This is a genomic window from Janibacter sp. Soil728, from assembly GCF_001428305.1.
Lineage (GTDB): Bacteria > Actinomycetota > Actinomycetes > Actinomycetales > Dermatophilaceae > Janibacter.
The window spans coordinates 53,164-68,016 of the sequence record NZ_LMRZ01000004.1; the positions used below are offsets into that span (position 1 = coordinate 53,164).

Genomic DNA, 14,853 nt, shown 5'->3' on the forward strand with positions numbered 1-14,853 from the left:
CCATGACCGCTGAGCTGCGCGATGCGGTCACGCGGCTGGGCCGGTCCCTTGCCGTGCTGCAGGTCCGGGTCGCCGATGAGGGCGACCCGGACCTCGGCATATCCCTCGCCGGAGTCCACGAGATCACTCCGGGGTGGATCGACACCTATCGCGAGCTGACGATCGAGCAGTGGGGCACGGCTCCGCCGGGGATGCCGTCCGCCTTCGTCCTGCAGTACCTCATCGACCCGCTGGCCACGGTCATCTCCGCGGCGGCGACCGGGACCCCCTTCGCCCTGTCGGCGGACCCAGCGCTCTGGTCGATCGGTCTCGAGCCCACCTATCTCTATCCCGTCACCGCGCAGGTGCGCGTGGGCGACCACCGTCGCGTCGACGACGACATCGAGCGGCTGGACATCGCCTACGAGGGCTACCGTGCGACGGCCAGCGAGGTCGCGACAGCGCTGCCGTCCCCGACGAGGATGAGCAGCCGCCAGCGCCTCGGCATGGTCGAGGACATGTGGGAGATCGCTCTGGCCCGCCTCGTCGGCGCACCACCACCGGAGCGGCTCTCCTGTTGCCTCATCTACTCGCTGCCGGGCTGCCAGCCGTGCGCCGGTTGCCCTAGACGTCCTTGACGGGCGTCGTGACCAGCCACTGCGTGCCCCACGGGTCGACGAGGCGTCCCGCACGCGCACCGTAGGGCTGGTCGTCCACGGGGATCAGCACCGTCGCGCCGTGAGCGACCGCCCGCTCGGCGAGGGAGTCCGGGTCGGCACACACCACCTCCACGATTGCGCCGGGCGTCGGCACGGGATCGTAGGCATCGGCGTCCTTGAGGCTGAAGGCCCGACCGGCCACGGTCACGCTGGCGTGCTGGACGGCGCCACCGCTGCGGTGGACCGGTCCCGGACGCGCGTCGAGCACGTCGACCATGAAGGCCATGGCAGCGGTGGCGTCACTGACCACCAGCTTGGGTGAGATCTCCATGTCGTCCATGTCGTCCATGTCGTCCATGTCGTCCATGTCGTCCAGCGTGCCCTCTGGGGCGCCGGGTGTCTTGGACGAATCGGAAGGTGCGCGCCGGATGCGCGTGGCCGGAGCGTCAGTCGGCGAGCAACGGCGCGAGCAGGTCGCCGTGCTCGTCCAGCCGCTCCAGCACCTGCTCGAAGTCCAGCTGGGTGAGTGCGTCGGCGTCCTGCGCCCCCGCCTCGACCTCGTCCCACGTCCGTGGAGCGGCGACCCACGGGTCCTCCCGGCCGCGCATCGAGTAGGGGCAGACCGTGGTCTTGGCCGCGACGTTCTGGCTCCAGTCGATGAAGATCTTGCCGGGCCGCAGCGTCTTGGTCATCTTCCACAGCACGAGGTCGGGGTGCTTGTGCGTCATCTCCTGCGCGAGCTGCTGCGCCAGGTCACGGACCTGGTCGCTCGTGAGGTCACCCCCGAGGCGGGCATACAGCTGCATCCCCTTGCTGCCCGAGGTCACCGGGTGCAGGTCGAGACCGAGCCCACCGAGCCGCTCGCGCAGCAGGAGCGCGACGCGGGCGCACTCGTGCAGACCGGCCGGCTTGCCGGGGTCCAGGTCGATGACGAGCCGATCGGGGTTGCGCCGCTCGCCGTCCGCGTTGACCCGCCACTGCGGCACGTGCAGCTCGATGCTGTTGAGGTTGACCAGGTAGGTCAGCTGCGCGAGGTCCTCCACGAGGGGATAGGTCACGTCCGAGACGTCCACCCTCGGCAGCCAGCTCGGCGCGCCGGAGGGCAGGTTCTTCTCGAAGAAGCTCATGTCCTCCACGCCGTGCGGGAAGCGCACCCGGGTGACGGGTCGCCCCGCCAGGTGCGCCAGCACCGTCTCGCCGGCTCGGGCGTAGTAGGAGAGGATCTCGCCCTTGGTCGTCTCGGTCGCGGGGTACATGACCTTCTCGAGCGAGGTCAGGCGCATCGTGCGCCCGGCGACCTCGACCCGGGTGGTCGTGCCCTTGGGGTCAGCCATCGGTCGTCTCCAGCAGGTCGGCGGCGGTGAGGTCGGAGCGCACCCGCTGGTAGGACGGCTGCCGCAGTCGCCCGCCACCGCTGCGCCCCAGGCTCGCGACATCGAGGACGACCTCGGGCTCGATCCACGTGGTCCCTTCGGCGTCCTCGCGCGGCACCGGACCGGCGAAGGGCGACGCCGCTCGCTCCAGCGGACGCAGCCGCGTGAGGAGACCCGCGCCGGCACGTCCGGCCAGGCCGGCACCGACGCGCCCGACGAACTCCCAGCCGCCCTCGCCCGGGCGGCCGACGAGCACGGAGCCCAGCCGGTTGCCACCCGTCTCTGGCCGCCAGCCGCCGACGACGACCGAGAGGGTGTCGCGGTGGGGGCGCTTGAGCCAGTCGGGGGAGCGGCGCCCGGGGGCGTAGGGCGAGCTGCGGCGCTTGGAGACGATGCCCTCGAGACCCTGCTCGGCGGTGGCGGCGAGCAGGCCCTCGCCGTCGTCGTGGGTCGCTGGGACCTGCCAGCGCGGGCCCTCGAGGTCGAGCTGCTCGAGCAGGGCGCGACGGGCCGACCAGGGCTGTGTCGTCAGGTCCTGACCGAGCAGCCGCACCACGTCGAAGACGACGAAGGTCACCGGTCGGGCGGCCGCGGCCCGTGCAGCCTTGCGCGCGTCGGCCACGTGCATACGGTCGGCGAGCGCCGCGAAGGATGGTCTGCCGTCGACGAAGGAGACCACCTCGCCGTCGAGGAGCATGTCGTCGAAGAGGTCGGCCAGCGGGACCAGCTCGGGGAAGGCGACGGTGACGTCACGGCCGAGGATGCGCATGCCGTCCCACTTGACCTCGTGCACCCACTCCGGCCCGGGCGGGACGGTCTCGGTGAGGGTGGCGAGCATCGGGCGCATGGGTCCAATCCTGCAACACCGGACGTCGTGGGGACCTGACCGGCTAGAGGCTGCGTGGACGAGTGACGGCGGCGATCAGGCCAATCCCCATCAGCATCAGGCCGGTTGCTGCGCGGGGCGCACTGAGAGTGTCGTTGTACGCGATGTTGTAGTCCCAGGGAACCAGACCCGGGACGGACATGAAGATCGCGACGACGGTCGGCGTCACCACCCCCGGGCGCCCACGGGCCGCGAGCCCAACCAGGGTCAACCCCCAATACGCAAGCCAGAGGGCAGCGAGTTGCCCACTGGCGACCGTCGGTCCAAGGATCGTCAGCACGGTGGTCATCCCCAGCGCACTCAGGCACAGATGCATGGCGATGCGGACCGCATGAAGGGTGGTGTGGCGGCGGGGAGTCACCGCGACCAACCACGGCACGTCCCGGGTGAGCAGGTAGGCATGCGGCAGCGGCACGAACGCCAGGGCCACCCCGCCCCATTGCGTCAGCAACGTGGGCGGAAGGTCCACCCGTTGGGCCAGGTCCGGAAGCTCGAAGTGCGTCGCGGTCACCACCACGACCCACGTCGCGGCGAACCAGAGCAGCCAGCCCAGCGCTAGCCGCGGTGCACTACCGGGACCGAGTCCTGCCATGAGAGGCGGGTTCACGACGGCAGGTCGTCCACATCAAGCTCGCAATCCGTCGGGGGACGTTCCTGTCCGGCAAGCCAGTCCCGCACCTGTTCGTCGGGGAGATCGGCTAACCGGTCACCGAGGCGGATCGCGTTGTCCCACGCCGTTGGCTCGAGGACCTGAGCGATCATGGGCTGTGGGCCCGACCCGGCAGCGGCGAAGACGTCAATCGAGCGTTGCTGCCCCCACCACCGCAACAGCGCGATATTGGCACTGTTATCGAGGCACGGCCCCACGAGCAGGCTCACCGCCAGCTCGGCCTCCCACCGCTGGACGTCGACCCGTCGGGTCGGGGAATACCGCCCATCGCTCGGTTGCCACACGAGATAGCCGTCGTGGGCGATTCCTGGATAATCCGGCTCGGGCGGCTGTTCCCCGTGTCCGTCGCCGGCTGGTCCCGTCGAGGCCCGATCCGGACCGATGGTTGTCGGGCGCAGTTGAGACGGAAGGGGGGCCAGCGACAGGTTGGCTGCGCGCTGGTAGTCGGCCACACGGTTGGCGTAGCTCCCAAGTGTGCACATGCGGGGCGCCTCACCGGCGCACGTCACGTCAGTGCTGCCGGCGATCGGGGACCAACTCGGCGGTAGCAGCATGGTGGCTGCCAGCGCGACACTCAGGCACACCAAGGTCGGCCTCAGCCGCGCGCGGCCGAGACACGCCACGGCCAATGCTGTCATCGCCAGTGCCAGCCACCACGCCACCCGAACGATCGTGGACGAGGCCGTTGGTGAATCGAAATCCCAACCGGATGCGTCGTTGGACGCCAAGGCTGCCCAAGTAGCCCCGTCGCCTCGGGTGACCAAGAGCGCGTTCCAGGCGTAAGGGATCGCCACCGCGATTGGCAGAGCGAGAAATCCCGGTAAGAACCGAGCTGTAGCGACGCCGACGCTTGCCCAGCACACGGCGGAGCAAACCTGCACCGCGATGAGACCGGCCGATGCCCAGCCCAGCACCGGCCCGACGTCCACTGCCTTGGAGTAGCTCAGCCACACCATCGCGGCCAGCAGCATGAGGTAGCTGACTATGCCGCTGGTGGCACTGACCACCACGCTCGCGCGGTAACGAGCCTGCGCTGGTCGCGCTGACCCGACTGCCAGCTCACGCAGGAAGCCCGCGCGCAAGGGCAAGGCCAGCCAACAGCCGAAGCCGGCCACGACGCAGGTCCACACGAATGTCGGATCTTGGGAAGCGCTCACCGTTCCCGGCAGCCAGCCCAACCATTTGCCCCGGGTTGCCCAGACCATGATCAAGCCGGCTGCGGTGCACACAATGGTGATCCCCAACCAGAGCGCGGACACCCGCCGACGCAGCACAGGGGCGAGCCCGCGTGGCTGACCGCCTCGCCGACCCGCCGCTTGGCGAAAGTCGATACTCACGAGGTGAGTGGCGAGCTCATCCGCCGCAGGTAGAACGCGGCTCGGTCAGCGACATCCACGTCCGAGTTGGGTGCATCGATCGGTCGCAGCCCGCCGCCGACGGCTTCAATCGCTACGTCGGCGATGCTCGCCAAGTCCTCGAGGAGGTGTGTCGACAGCACGACGATCGACTCTTGCGCGACTAGTCGTAGGGCGTCGTACAGCGCAGTTCGGTGTTCGGAGTCGAGCCCGACGGTTGGTTCGTCCAAGAGGACGATCCGGGGAGTGGATATCAGCGCGGCCGCGAGCATCACTCGTCGCCGTTGCCCTCCCGACAGTCGGCCGACCGGCCGACCAGCGAGCTCACCCAATCCGGTAATGCTTAGGACACGCTCCTCTGCGTGTGGCCAAGCCTGCCTCGGCAGCTCCTTCAACCACGCCGCGTACCGCAGGACCTGAATCACGGTCGCCGAGCCGGGCATGTCGATCTCCTGCGGCACCCAGCCGACCTGAGTGCGATAGTCCCGCAGCGCCGCCGCGGAACCCCACACGTCCACCTCCCCATATAGAATCGATCCCGCGCGGGGTCTGATCAGCGTGGCGAGTGCGCGCAGCAGCGTCGACTTGCCCGCGCCGTTCGTGCCAACGACACAGGTGATCTCGGCCGCGAATCGCGCCGTGGCCTGCTCCAAAACATTCGTGCCCCCATACGCCAAGGTCAACCCGTCGATCTCCAACGCATCGGAGTGGGGGCGCCTCATGGCATCAATACTTGGCTGACGCAGTGCCGCACGGGTCAGGCACGCCGTTGATGTCCCGGCACAACCTGGATCGCAGGTTGTCGAAGTGACAGCCGGGAGCAAGGACTGTGACCGAACCGCCTCGCGTTACGTAGCTCGTCGAGTTGGTGTTCGGCGCGTACCGTCCCATCCACTTGTCAGTGCACGGCAGTGAAAACTCCACCTTCCCCGACGGGTACACGTACTTCGATGTCGAGTAGCTCCGGGTGCTTCCTGAGGAGTACCCGCCGTTGGAATAGGTCGCGGTGCGGACGTGAGAGCCCGACCCGTCGTTCGAGCCATAGGTGACGGCATGAGCGCCTAAAGGTGCTGCAATGATTGCCACCGCAAATCCAACTGCTGACGCGAACTGCCTCAGCCCCAACGACCGCTTGTTGCCATCCCCGAATTGATTCATGAACCTTGTCCCTCCCCTTGTCACGGATGTCCGTGACAATCACCCCTGACCTGATCGTCGTTGACCGGTTCCAGCGAGGATGATGTGGAGACAGAGGATGATGTGGAGACATCAGACCACGCTGTCGCTGCGGGCGCAATCACGGAGCGCTCGACGGCGGCCCGGGCTGTACTTCGGCATGCGCGACGCACCGTCTGCTCTGGCGGCGCCGCGAAGTTCGGGTGCTCGTCGACGAAGGAGACCACCTCGCCGTCGAGGAGCATGTCGTCGAAGAGGTCGGCCAGCGGGACCAGCTCGGGGAAGGCGACGGTGACGTCACGGCCCACTTGACCTCGTGCACCCACTCCGGCCCGGGTGGGACGGTCTCGGTGAGGGTGGCGAGCATCGGACGCATGGACCCATCCTGCCGTCGTCACGCGCCGACCGGGATATCGTGGCGCGGGGCGAAAGGACCGTGGGGACCTCGCCCAGCCAGCAGTCACGTCAGGGAGGGGACCTCGTGCGCCAGGACCAGAGCGCCGCACGCGCCGTCGTGGTCATCGGCGAGGGCCCGCTCGCTGCGGCGGCCGCGTCCATGCTCGCGGCGGCCGCCATCCGCCGTGAGGGCTACTCACTGCTGTCGAAGGGCGCCGAGCTGACGTCCAGTGGTCCCGGGGTCACCGTGGCGCACCGCCTGGCCCGGGGCGCGCAGGGACTGGTCATCGCGACGGCCAGCCACCCGCTGCACTGGGCGCAGGTCATCGACCGTGCCGACCAGGTCGTCATCGCCGCGACCACCGCCGACGTGGACTCCGCAGCGGCCAAGCTGCAGGCCCTCCACGGCTGGGGTGGCCGAGGAGCGGCCCTGGCCGCAGGGGCCGTCGTAGCGCTGTCCCGGGCCGACGCCCGGCACCCGGCGCCGAGCGAGGTGACCGCGAGGTTCGCGGGGCTCGCCCGCGCCACCCTCGTCGTGCCCCACGACCCGCACCCGCTGGCGGATCCGCTGCAGCAGGCAGCGCTCCCGCCTGCATCGCGCGTCGCGTGGGAGGGCGTGATGCAGGTCGTCGGTGAGGACGAGGTGCCCGAGGACGAGATGGACACCCAGCCGCGCATCGACGTGCGCGATCTCTTCGCGGGCGGACCCGCCGGTGGGTCAGCGGGTGGCGGACCAGCCGCTGGAGCCGGCCCGACGCCGGCCGGGTCCTGGGCCGGCCCGCCGAGCACCTGGGGTGCGCCCGCGCCAGCGCCCTCGCCCCGGCGAGGTCGCTGGGCACTGCTGGCCGCCGCGGTGGCGGTCGTCGTGGCGCTGGGGGCCACCCCCTTCGTCATCGCGGGGGGCCTGCCCTGGGGCGGGGACACCTCGACGGCCACCCCCGGTCTCTCGCCGGTGGGTCCGGTGCACGGCTGGACGAGCCAGACGGCATGGACCTCGCCGCCGATCGCGTCGGGTGACCGGGCGCCCACGGTGCTCTTCGCCGAGGGGACGGCGATCACCACCACGGGTGATGCCGCGTCTCCCGACATCACGGCACTGCGCGCCTCGGACGGTGCCGAGATCTGGTCCAGCCCGGTCGATGCGGCACTCACCGGCCCACCCCAGCTGATCACCTGGAAGGACGAGCCGGCCGTCATCGCCGCCACGGCCAACGACCTCTTCCTCTGGAGCGACCTCGACGCGACCGGCTCGGCTCCGACACCCCAGACGTGGAGCTTCACCGAGACGGACCTCGTGCTCGTCGCCGGCAGCCCGGTACCGCTGCTCGCCAACGAGGACACCCTCACCGCTCTCGTCCTGCACGACGGCGACCTGCGCAAGCGGACCCTGCCGTCGAGCGGTCACCCCGTGGCTGCTGACGCGGAGGGGCGCGTGCTGTCCGTCGGCTCGGCGGGTCACTGGTGGTCCTCCGGCGATGGTGGCGAGGTCACCACCGGAACGCTGCTCACCCCGCCGGCCTACGGGTCGTTGCCGGGCACCGTGCTCGGGGTCGGGGGCACGACCCTCGTGGTCAACTGGACCCGCAGCAACCAGACGACCCACCTGGTCGGGTACGACGTCTCGGACCAGATGAGCGTGGCGTGGAAGATGACCGTCCCCGGGAGGGTCGCGCAGGAGGACTTCCACATCTCCCCGGACGGGTCCTGGGCCACCGCCGGGACCGAGGCGATCGATCTGGTGACGGGCAAGAAGAACCAGCTGGGCCAGAACTGGGAGACCCTCCGGATCCTCGATGACCGGGCGTGGTCGCGCACGTCCTTGACGACGACGAAGGGAGCGGACACCGAGCCGCTCCCCAAGCCGGTCGTCGATCCCGACGGCGTACCCGTCGCGGTCACCGGCAAGGGACTAGGGTTGATCGTGGCGTCAGAGAGTGGCGGACCCTCGCGGATCTACGCTCTACGGCCCGACCCCGACGCGTAGGCTTCCACCGACCCACACCTGCGGGAGGACAGCATGCGTGCAATCTGGAAGGGCGCCGTCTCCTTCGGCCTCGTCAACGTCCCGGTCCGTCTGTACTCGGCGACGGAGAACCACGACGTCCAGTTCCGTCAGGTGCACCGCACCGACGGGGGCCGGATCAAGTACAAGCGCTTTTGCAGCAAGGACGGCGAAGAGGTCGCCTACGACGACATCGCCAAGGGGTACGAGACCGAGGACGGCAACATGATCGTCCTGACGGACGAGGACATGGCCGACCTCCCGACGCGCTCCAGCAAGGAGATCAGCGTCGAGAAGTTCGTCCCCGAGGACCAGATCGACCCGATGCTCCTCGACAAGAGCTACTACCTCGAGCCGGACAAGTCCGCGGCCAAGCCCTATGTCCTGCTGCGCGAGGCGCTCGAGGTCCAGGGCCGGATGGCGATCGTCACCGTCTCGATCCGCACCCGGATGACGATGGCCGTCCTGCGCGTGCGCGATGGCGTGATCGTCATGCAGACCATGCTCTGGCCCGACGAGGTCCGCGCTGCGGACTTCGCGACGATCGAGGACCAGGAGGTCAGCGACAAGGAGATGTCGATGGCCCGCATGCTCATCGACGAGCTGGCCGGCGACTACGACCCCAGCGAGTTCGAGGACGACTACGCGCTCGCCGTCGAGGCGCTCGTCAAGGCCAAGCTCGAAGGGGGCGAGGTCCAGCACGTGGAGTCCGACGAGGAGGAGTCCGGCGAGGTCGTCGACCTGCTCGCGGCGCTGGCCAGGTCGGTCGAGAAGGCCAAGGCCTCCCGCGGGGAGAGCGCTCCGGCTGCGAAGACTCCCGCCAAGAAGGCTCCGGCGAAGAAGGCGGCGCCGGCCACGAAGACCGCAGCCAAGAAGTCGACCACGAAGAAGGCTGCCACGAAGAAGGCACCCGCCAAGAAGACCGCAGCCAAGTCGTCGGCGGCGAAGAAGTCGGCTCCGAAGAAGAAGGCGAGCTGACCTCCCTTCGTCATGCCTGAAGGCCACACTCTCCACCGCCTCGCTCGCGACCTGCACGGCACCTTCGCCGGGCAGGTCGTCGAGGTGTCCTCCCCGCAGGGACGGTTCGGCGCTGGCGCGGCGCTACTCACCGACCACGAGCTGATCGAGGCGCGGGCACACGGCAAGCACCTCTTCGTCGAGTTCGCCGGCGATCGGGTCCTGCACGTGCACCTCGGGCTCATCGGGACCTTCACCATCGACTCCGCGGCGTACGTGGGGGAGCAACCGGTCGTCGGTCAGGTCCGCTGCCGGATCGCCACCGATGAGCACGTCGGGGACCTGCGCGGACCGATGACGTGCGCCGTCATCACGCCGGAGCAGGAGGACGCGGTCCATGCCAAACTCGGGCCGGATCCGTTGCGGGACACCGATGGTGGGCCGGCATGGGAGCGGATCCACCGGTCGCGCAAGTCGATCGCGGCGCTGCTCATGGAGCAGGACGTGCTCGCCGGTGTCGGCAACGTCTACCGGTGCGAGGTGCTGCACCGGCACCAGATCAACCCGGCGACTCCGGGTGAGCGGCTCAAGCGGGCCTCGTGGGACCTCATCTGGGCGGACCTGCGCCGCCTGCTGCCGCTCGGTGTCGCGACGAGCCGCATCGTCACCGTCGACGAGCAGATCGAGCAGGTCGAGTCCGCGCTGGCGATGGGGGAGGACGTGCACCTCGCCGAGCGGACGAGCTACGTCTACAAGCGGACCGGCCAGGAGTGCGACCGGTGCGGGTCGCAGGTCAAGGCCAAGGACGTCGCCGGTCGCGTCCTGTACTGGTGCGGGAACTGCCAGCGGCGCAGCTGATCAGGGCCGTTCGGGCCGCGTCAGGTGGACCACCTCCGGCGGTCGCCCCCACTCGTCACGGCCGAGCCGCGACATCGGGCGCAGCGCCTCCATGCTCGGGTGGCCGTCGACGAGGGCGTCGTCGGAGACGGTGATCGCGAGGACATCTCCGAGCACGAGGTGGCTGTTGCCCAGCTTGATGCTCGAGTGCAGACGGCACTCGATGGACACCGGTGAGTCCGCCACGCGCGGTACGGGGACGAGCTCGCTCGGCTCGAGGGTGATCCCGAGCGTGTCCGCCTCGTCCACCTCGGGGGCGAAGGGGGCGCTGCTCGCGTTGGCGAGGTCCGCGAGCTGCTCGCTGACGAGGTTGATGACGAAGTGCTGGGTCTGCAGGACATTGCGCAGCGTGTCCTTGCGGCCGACCGAGGTGAAGCTGACGATGGGGGGTCGCGCGCACGCGACATTGAAGAAGGAGTGCGGAGCGAGGTTGCCGGTGCCGTCGGACCCGATGCTCGTGATCCAGGCGATCGGCCGGGGCACGACCACGGAGGTGAGCAACGCGTAGGCGTTGGTGTCGGGATCGCTGACGTCGAAGACCGTGCGCATGACGTGAGCCTAGGTTGTCCACAGGGCAGGCGCTCTCGGCGCGCAGGCGCTGGGCCGCGACCCTAGTTTCGACGGCATGAGTCAGATCACCGGCGTCTCTGCCACCACGTCGATCCCGCGACCGCCGGTCACGGCACCGGTCCTCTCCGGTCGGCTGGCGGTGGGAGCCGCCGTGGGTTGGACGTTGGTCGCGGTCGCCAGCGCGGTCGTGGCCCTCGTGACGAAGGGGGAGATGCAGGCGTACGTCGAGGGCGCCGGCGACGAGTCACGCGGTTTCGTCATCCTCACGGTGCTGGGCGGTGTCCAGCTCGTGCTCATGAGCTGTGCATGGCTCGCCGGGTCGGTCTGGCTTCTGGGCGTGCGCGGTGTCGCGCGCGCGGTCGCTCCCCACCACCCGTACCGACGCTCGGACGTCTGGGCCGTCCTCGGCTGGATCGTCCCGATCGTCAGCCTCTGGTTCCCGCTCCAGGTGGTCAGCGACTCGTTGTCCGCCATGCGCGGAGCGACGCCTCGACGGCTCCTGACGATCTGGTGGACGGCCTGGCTCGTGGCGATCGTCCTCGGCAACGCCAGCTCCCGCATGGGCGCAGACCTCATGACGCCCGACCAGGTCGGCAGCTGGGTGCTCGGCACCTGCATCGCGGCCCTGCTCCTGCTCGTTGCCCTGCCGACATGGTGGGCGGTCGTGGCGAGCGTCAGCCGCGATGCGCACGAGGCTGCTCACCCCCCGACCCCCACGGCTGCCCAGACGCCGCCAGCCTCGTCAACGCGCTGATGGTGCTGGCCCTGGTGGACCTCGTGGCTCGTCACGATGCACCTGGGTCTCCAGTGGGGCGCGGTCGCTGCGGCGGGCCGGGGGAGGATGGGGTCATGAGCATCGTCAAGATCAACGCCATCAGCGTCCCCGAGCAGGCCCGCGAGGAGCTGGAGCGCCGCTTCGCCGCTCGTCAGGGAGCCGTCGACCAGTCGCCCGGCTTCGAGGGCTTCCAGCTGCTGCGCCCGACCGAGGGCGGCGACCGCTACTTCGTCGTCACCCGGTGGGCCGACGAGGAGTCCTTCGCCGCTTGGCGCGACGGGGACGCCCGAACCGCCCACTCCGGTGAGGCCAAGAAGCCGGTGGCCACGGGCGCGGAGCTGCTCGGCTTCGACGTCGTCCTCGACGTCCCGGCTCGCGCGCCAGAGTGATCAGGATCCGCTGAGAGCGAACACAGGGTGCACCCCACCGTGTCATGGAACAGGGTTGGGGGTACCTGCGTTGTGACCCCATGAGAGGCTCGCCGCCCGGCTCAGGCAGCGGGCACGGTTAGCATCGAGGTCAGAGCACCACGTGAAGGGGAGATCCCATGTTCGAACGGTTCACCGACCGGGCCCGCCGGGTCGTCGTCCTCGCCCAGGAGGAGGCGCGCCTCCTCAACCACAACTACATCGGGACCGAGCACATCCTGCTCGGCCTGATCCACGAGGGCGAAGGGGTGGCCAGCAAGGCACTCGAGTCGCTCGGCATCTCCTTGGATGCCGTCCGTGAGCAGGTCCAGGACATCATCGGCCCCGGCCAGCAGGCACCGTCGGGGCACATCCCCTTCACCCCCCGTGCCAAGAAGGTCCTCGAGCTCTCCCTCCGTGAGGCGCTGCAGCTCGGCCACAACTACATCGGGACCGAGCACATCCTGCTCGGCCTGATCCGCGAGGGCGAGGGTGTCGCCACCCAGGTCCTCGTCAAGCTCGGGGCAGACCTCGGGCGCGTGCGCCAGACCGTCATCCAGCTCATCTCGGGCTACCAGGGTGGCAAGGAGGGGCAGGCGGCCGGCGTCGGCGCCGGCGCAGGCCCCGCCGAGGGCCAGCCCGCGGGCTCCCTGGTGCTCGACCAGTTCGGCCGCAACCTGACCCAGGCCGCCCGTGAGGGGCAGCTCGACCCGGTCATCGGGCGCTCGCAGGAGATCGAGCGCGTCATGCAGGTGCTCTCGCGACGCACCAAGAACAACCCGGTCCTCATCGGTGAGCCCGGCGTCGGCAAGTCGGCCGTCGTCGAGGGTCTGGCCCAGGACATCGTCGACGACAACGTGCCCGAGACGCTGAAGGACAAGCAGCTCTACACGCTCGACCTCGGCTCCCTCGTCGCCGGCAGCCGTTACCGCGGTGACTTCGAGGAGCGCCTGAAGAAGGTGCTCAAGGAGATCAAGACGCGCGGCGACATCATCCTCTTCATCGACGAGATCCACACCCTCGTCGGTGCGGGTGCTGCCGAGGGCGCGATCGACGCCGCGAGCATCCTCAAGCCGATGCTCGCCCGTGGTGAGCTGCAGACCATCGGTGCGACGACGCTCGACGAGTACCGCAAGCACATCGAGAAGGACTCGGCCCTGGAGCGTCGCTTCCAGCCGATCCAGGTCGCCGAGCCGTCGCTGCCGCACGCCATCGAGATGCTCAAGGGCCTGCGCGACCGCTACGAGGCGCACCACAAGGTGACCATCACCGACCCGGCGATCGTCGCCGCGGTCACGATGGCCGACCGCTACATCAACGACCGCTTCCTCCCGGACAAGGCGATCGACCTCATCGACGAGGCGGGCGCGCGGCTGCGCATCCGTCGGATGACTGCCCCGCCGGAGCTGAAGGAGTTCGACGACAAGGTCGCCAAGGTCCGTCTGGAGAAGGAGTCGGCCATCGATGGCCAGGACTTCGAGAAGGCGGCGAGCCTGCGCGACGACGAGAAGAACTTGCTCGCAGAGAAGGCCAAGCGCGAGGCGGAGTGGAAGGCCGGCGACATGGATGTCGTCGCCGAGGTCGACGAGGAGCTGATCGCCGAGGTGCTCGCTGCCTCCACCGGTATCCCCGTCTTCAAGCTCTCCGAGGAGGAGTCGAGCCGACTGCTCAACATGGAGGCCGAGCTGCACAAGCGGGTCGTCGGCAACGACGAGGCCATCAAGGGCATCTCGCAGGCGATCCGTCGCACGCGCGCTGGTCTGAAGGACCCGCGTCGTCCCGGTGGCTCGTTCATCTTCGCCGGTCCGACCGGTGTCGGTAAGACCGAGCTGGCCAAGGCGTTGTCGGAGTTCCTCTTCGGCGACGAGGACAGCCTCATCACGCTCGACATGTCGGAGTACTCCGAGAAGCACACGGTCAGCCGACTCTTCGGCTCGCCTCCCGGCTACGTCGGCTACGACGAGGGTGGCCAGCTGACGGAGAAGGTGCGCCGCAAGCCCTTCTCGGTGGTCCTCTTCGACGAGGTCGAGAAGGCCCACCCGGAGATCTTCAACTCGCTGCTGCAGGTCCTCGAGGACGGGCGTCTGACTGACTCCCAGGGCCGGATGGTCGACTTCAAGAACACGATCATCATCATGACGACCAACCTCGGTACCCGGGACATCTCCAAGGGGTCCTTGGGCTTCACCTCCGGCTCCGACAACCAGTCGAGCTACGAGCGGATGAAGGACAAGGTCACCGACGAGCTGAAGCAGCACTTCCGCCCCGAGTTCCTCAACCGCGTGGACGACACGATCGTCTTCCCGCAGCTGAGCCCGGAGGAGATCGTGCAGATCGTCGACCTCGAGGTCGCCAAGCTCGACCAGCGGCTCAAGGACAAGGACATGGGTATCGAGCTCATGCCCGCGGCCAAGGAGCTGCTCGCCAAGCGCGGCTACGACCCGGTGCTCGGTGCGCGTCCGCTCAAGCGGACCATCCAGCGCGAGATCGAGGACGTGCTGTCCGAGAAGATCCTCTTCGGCGACCTCACTGCCGGCGAGATCGTCGCGGTGGACGTCGAGGGCGAGGGCAAGGCAGCGGTCTTCACCTTCAAAGGTTCACCCAAGATCGGCGATCTCGACGTCCCGCTCCTCGGAGCCGGTGACGGCGGCGCCGGGAGCTGATCCCGTCCGCAACGCTCCCTGAGGAGCAGCCGCAACGCTCCCTGAGGAGCTCGCGCAGCGAGCGTCTCGAAGGGCCGAAGGGAGGGTC

General features: G+C 69.1%; 15 protein-coding genes. 7 read left to right on the forward strand and 8 right to left on the reverse strand.

Annotation, left to right across the window (positions count from 1 at the left end; all coding sequences use genetic code 11):
- The first annotated feature begins 2 nt into the window (after window positions 1–2).
- Window positions 3–617 (forward strand): (2Fe-2S)-binding protein, encoded by a 615-nt coding sequence (locus tag ASG73_RS07010; protein WP_055992988.1) that lies wholly within the window; start codon window positions 3–5, stop codon window positions 615–617.
- On the opposite strand, the gene ASG73_RS07015 is transcribed toward ASG73_RS07010, so the two are convergent.
- The 7 genes from ASG73_RS07015 to ASG73_RS18540 all read right to left on the reverse strand — a co-directional run bounded on the left by ASG73_RS07015 (window position 604) and on the right by ASG73_RS18540 (window position 6,406).
- Window positions 604–1,005: a VOC family protein gene (locus ASG73_RS07015; RefSeq protein WP_055992990.1), complete on the reverse strand. Its 402-nt coding sequence runs from the start codon at window positions 1,003–1,005 to the stop codon at window positions 604–606. The two genes, ASG73_RS07010 and ASG73_RS07015, sit on opposite strands and share 14 nt — an antisense overlap.
- Window positions 1,006–1,084: 79 nt before the next feature.
- Window positions 1,085–1,972, reverse strand: coding sequence for a non-homologous end-joining DNA ligase (gene ligD, locus ASG73_RS07020; RefSeq protein WP_055992992.1), 888 nt, complete (start codon window positions 1,970–1,972; stop codon window positions 1,085–1,087).
- A complete protein-coding gene (locus tag ASG73_RS07025; RefSeq protein WP_055992994.1) occupies window positions 1,965–2,858 on the reverse strand; it encodes an ATP dependent DNA ligase in 894 nt (297 codons plus the stop codon). The genes ligD and ASG73_RS07025 overlap by 8 nt, the downstream gene beginning before the upstream one ends.
- A gap of 43 nt (window positions 2,859–2,901) precedes the next feature.
- Complete coding sequence (locus tag ASG73_RS07030) at window positions 2,902–3,408, reverse strand: hypothetical protein (RefSeq protein WP_156466185.1); 507 nt, start codon at window positions 3,406–3,408, stop codon at window positions 2,902–2,904.
- 92 nt (window positions 3,409–3,500) lie between these two features.
- Window positions 3,501–4,826 carry a hypothetical protein gene (locus ASG73_RS07035; protein ID WP_156466186.1) on the reverse strand — a complete coding sequence of 442 codons (1,326 nt, stop codon included), beginning with the start codon at window positions 4,824–4,826 and terminating at the stop codon, window positions 3,501–3,503.
- Window positions 4,827–4,900: 74 nt separating this feature from the next.
- Window positions 4,901–5,644 carry an ABC transporter ATP-binding protein gene (locus ASG73_RS07040; RefSeq protein ID WP_055993000.1) on the reverse strand — a complete coding sequence of 248 codons (744 nt, stop codon included), beginning with the start codon at window positions 5,642–5,644 and terminating at the stop codon, window positions 4,901–4,903.
- 456 nt (window positions 5,645–6,100) lie between these two features.
- Window positions 6,101–6,406 carry a hypothetical protein gene (locus ASG73_RS18540; protein WP_055993002.1) on the reverse strand — a complete coding sequence of 102 codons (306 nt, stop codon included), beginning with the start codon at window positions 6,404–6,406 and terminating at the stop codon, window positions 6,101–6,103.
- A gap of 173 nt (window positions 6,407–6,579) precedes the next feature.
- Here ASG73_RS18540 and ASG73_RS07050 point away from each other — a divergent pair, with 173 nt between their 5' ends.
- From ASG73_RS07050 to ASG73_RS07060, 3 genes are read left to right on the forward strand one after another with little or no spacing between them, the layout of a single operon-like run.
- On the forward strand, window positions 6,580–8,478 hold the full coding sequence (locus tag ASG73_RS07050; RefSeq protein ID WP_156466187.1) for a hypothetical protein: 1,899 nt from the start codon (window positions 6,580–6,582) through the stop codon (window positions 8,476–8,478).
- Window positions 8,479–8,511: 33 nt separating this feature from the next.
- On the forward strand, window positions 8,512–9,474 hold the full coding sequence (gene ku, locus ASG73_RS07055) for a non-homologous end joining protein Ku (protein WP_055993006.1): 963 nt from the start codon (window positions 8,512–8,514) through the stop codon (window positions 9,472–9,474).
- A gap of 12 nt (window positions 9,475–9,486) precedes the next feature.
- Window positions 9,487–10,311, forward strand: coding sequence for an Fpg/Nei family DNA glycosylase (locus ASG73_RS07060; RefSeq protein ID WP_055993008.1), 825 nt, complete (start codon window positions 9,487–9,489; stop codon window positions 10,309–10,311).
- On the opposite strand, the gene ASG73_RS07065 is transcribed toward ASG73_RS07060, so the two are convergent.
- A complete protein-coding gene (locus ASG73_RS07065; RefSeq protein WP_055993010.1) occupies window positions 10,312–10,899 on the reverse strand; it encodes a flavin reductase family protein in 588 nt (195 codons plus the stop codon).
- A 76-nt stretch (window positions 10,900–10,975) separates the two neighbouring features.
- On the opposite strand from ASG73_RS07065, the gene ASG73_RS07070 reads away from it, so the two are divergent.
- The 3 genes from ASG73_RS07070 (at window position 10,976) to ASG73_RS07080 (ending at window position 14,765) form a co-directional block, all read left to right on the forward strand.
- Window positions 10,976–11,674, forward strand: a complete 699-nt coding sequence (locus ASG73_RS07070) for a DUF4328 domain-containing protein (protein ID WP_055993012.1) — start codon at window positions 10,976–10,978, stop codon at window positions 11,672–11,674.
- A gap of 95 nt (window positions 11,675–11,769) precedes the next feature.
- The gene (locus ASG73_RS07075) at window positions 11,770–12,084 is read left to right on the forward strand and encodes an antibiotic biosynthesis monooxygenase family protein (protein WP_055993014.1); all 315 of its coding nucleotides are present in this window, start codon (window positions 11,770–11,772) and stop codon (window positions 12,082–12,084) included.
- A gap of 158 nt (window positions 12,085–12,242) precedes the next feature.
- Window positions 12,243–14,765, forward strand: a complete 2,523-nt coding sequence (locus tag ASG73_RS07080) for an ATP-dependent Clp protease ATP-binding subunit (protein WP_055993016.1) — start codon at window positions 12,243–12,245, stop codon at window positions 14,763–14,765.
- Window positions 14,766–14,853 lie beyond the last annotated feature (88 nt).

Excerpts from the sequence above, each read along its gene's own strand:
- ASG73_RS07060 (WP_055993008.1), top strand. The coding sequence starts at position 9,487 with ATGCCTGAAGGCCACACTCTCCACCGCCTCGCTCGCGACCTGCACGGC.
- ASG73_RS07025 (WP_055992994.1), bottom strand. The coding sequence starts at position 2,858 with ATGCGCCCGATGCTCGCCACCCTCACCGAGACCGTCCCGCCCGGGCCG.
- ASG73_RS07065 (WP_055993010.1), bottom strand. The coding sequence starts at position 10,899 with ATGCGCACGGTCTTCGACGTCAGCGATCCCGACACCAACGCCTACGCG.
- ASG73_RS07070 (WP_055993012.1), top strand. The coding sequence starts at position 10,976 with ATGAGTCAGATCACCGGCGTCTCTGCCACCACGTCGATCCCGCGACCG.
- ASG73_RS07015 (WP_055992990.1), bottom strand. The coding sequence starts at position 1,005 with ATGGACGACATGGACGACATGGACGACATGGACGACATGGAGATCTCA.
- ASG73_RS07010 (WP_055992988.1), top strand. The coding sequence starts at position 3 with ATGACCGCTGAGCTGCGCGATGCGGTCACGCGGCTGGGCCGGTCCCTT.
- ku (WP_055993006.1), top strand. The coding sequence starts at position 8,512 with ATGCGTGCAATCTGGAAGGGCGCCGTCTCCTTCGGCCTCGTCAACGTC.
- ASG73_RS07040 (WP_055993000.1), bottom strand. The coding sequence starts at position 5,644 with ATGAGGCGCCCCCACTCCGATGCGTTGGAGATCGACGGGTTGACCTTG.
- ligD (WP_055992992.1), bottom strand. The coding sequence starts at position 1,972 with ATGGCTGACCCCAAGGGCACGACCACCCGGGTCGAGGTCGCCGGGCGC.
- ASG73_RS07075 (WP_055993014.1), top strand. The coding sequence starts at position 11,770 with ATGAGCATCGTCAAGATCAACGCCATCAGCGTCCCCGAGCAGGCCCGC.
- ASG73_RS07080 (WP_055993016.1), top strand. The coding sequence starts at position 12,243 with ATGTTCGAACGGTTCACCGACCGGGCCCGCCGGGTCGTCGTCCTCGCC.